We start from the raw sequence: 1,924 nt of genomic DNA, 5'->3' as shown, positions 1-1,924 counted from the left end.
CAACGCAGTGCGCATTGAGCTCAAGGGGCTTGCGAGGATTCGGAATGAGGACTTGAAGCGGAACCAGCTGCTTGATCGCCTCGGCGAGATCCATGACTGCGGCATGACGATTCTGTGACAGATGGAGTCTACGGATCTCCTCGCACTGGCGCCACAGAAGCGTTGCAACCTACGATGGTTAGCCTGGCGACCGCGCCACCGCAACGGCCCAGGTCCGAGGTCGGAACAGCCGCGGTACGTTTCAGGGGCAAGCCGCCAACGTGCCTACAGGGACTCCCCCTCGGTTGCAAGCGCACCGTTTTTTGGCGGGTAGGTTCGACTGCGCAGGTACATCCTGCCTCTGAGTAGCGGATCGACTTGCGACACACGGGCCATGATGGGCTATCTAACCGCGAGCCAGCTCCCAATCGCTTGTTTCGTGCTTCTCGCACCTGCAGAGTCGCGGGTTCTGCCGGCGCCGGTTAGACCTGATCACCATCGTTCGGCTTGCTTGGCAATCGTCAGTGATGGGGTCCTCTCGATAACTTGGTTAATCGTCTGTCGTTTTCGGGGCGGCGCCTCATCAGGGCACCCGATCCGCTTGGTGGTCGGTGCCGTTTCTCAGCATGGCCCCGGCAATGCGCGCGGTCTTGTCGGCCAGCGCTGCCGCGGCGATGTTCGCCTGGCTCCGCCCTGCCAGAGCTGGCCCACCGACTCAAGCGGTCGTGCTTGTGTTGGGCCTGTCGGGTCATCGACCGTGCACCTTGGATCAACAGTGTCCGTAGCGAGCGCGCCATGGACTGCAGGAGCGGTTCACCGTCCTGATCGGAATGGTATCTGACCCTGAAGCCCTGCGCGGAAGCTTCGAGCGCCACGACGGAAGCAAGGCGCCCGGGGCGGTTCACGGTTCAGAAAAGACGACTATGGAGAAGGACTGGACACGCGCTTGCGGGACTTATCGGCGCGGGTACGCCGTCTGGGTTATCGGCCACAGCCGGTGCGGCGCGCCTACATTCCCAAAGGGCACCGCCGTTATCGGCCGCTCGGGGCCGGGCCGCGACCCATCTGGCGGCTTGCGGACTGACCGCAGCGCACAGCCTGGCCCTGAGCCGCGCGCGGGTGGCAACGGTCTTGGGCTCGCGGCAAGTCGCTGCCTCTGCAACCGGTCCATCCTTTTTGTCGTCCACCACCCGCAGGGAGTGCCGGCTTCGGCACGCTTTGCTGACGAGCTGGACCTTGCGCAGTACCACGCTGAGCGATGGACCGAACTGGCGATTGCCGCGCTCCGCCACCGCACCGAGGTAAGTACCGGTCGCACGGACTGTCTGGACTGTGGCGATACCATTCCTTTGGAACGCTTGACCCAGGTGCCCCACGCGTCGCGCTGCACGCGATGCCAGGACCGTCACGAGCGTCAGGCGGCGGCGTTTGCTCAGCGCTGATGCCGTTTGACCGGCTCCGATCGCGCCTATCGCCCGGAGGAACGGCCTCGATTGCTCTCGATGATGCGCTCGAGGCGGTCAGAATCTTGCGCAGCCGCATCGCGGTACTCGTCCAACAGTACCTGCCACTGCGCGCCGCCGTGGGCGTGCATCCGCGCCAAGGCCACGAGTAGCAGGTCTTTGGCAGCTCGCAGCTCGGGCTGCTCGTACCGCGCACGATACTCGGCGACCAGTTCCTGATACAGCCGTTCGACGGCTTCAAGCGGTGCTGTTTCTTCTGGGGACATGGCGCGATGAATAGCTCTCTGGCTTCGGTTGGTTGCGGATCTACGCTGCCGGAGCGACTACTGGGACCACGAACGGCGTCGAAGCAAACCGCCTCTGGTCGAACGGTCGCCAGAGAGACGCTCCAGCGTCCATCGCGCCGATCTTCACGGCGGGTGCTGGCCTGACCCTGCCGGCGCCCAGTTCCCACCTTTCCTTGGGGGCGCCGCTCTTCCCTT

Annotated in this window: 2 protein-coding genes; one reads left to right on the top strand and one right to left on the bottom strand. The window is 64.3% G+C overall.

Annotated features, from left to right (window positions below):
• Positions 1–809 precede the first annotated feature (809 nt).
• Complete coding sequence (locus tag I6U14_RS01670) at positions 810–1,421, top strand: TraR/DksA family transcriptional regulator (protein ID WP_367115609.1); 612 nt, start codon at positions 810–812, stop codon at positions 1,419–1,421.
• Positions 1,422–1,447: 26 nt separating this feature from the next.
• On the opposite strand, the gene I6U14_RS01665 is transcribed toward I6U14_RS01670, so the two are convergent.
• Positions 1,448–1,708 (bottom strand): hypothetical protein, encoded by a 261-nt coding sequence (locus I6U14_RS01665; protein WP_296896348.1) that lies wholly within the window; start codon positions 1,706–1,708, stop codon positions 1,448–1,450.
• Positions 1,709–1,924: the final 216 nt, after the last annotated feature.

It is taken from the genome of Thiohalocapsa sp. (assembly GCF_019695415.1).
Lineage (GTDB): Bacteria > Pseudomonadota > Gammaproteobacteria > Chromatiales > Chromatiaceae > Thiohalocapsa.
Note: the sequence above shows the minus strand (reverse complement) of the source record. Positions and strands in the feature narration are given on the sequence as shown.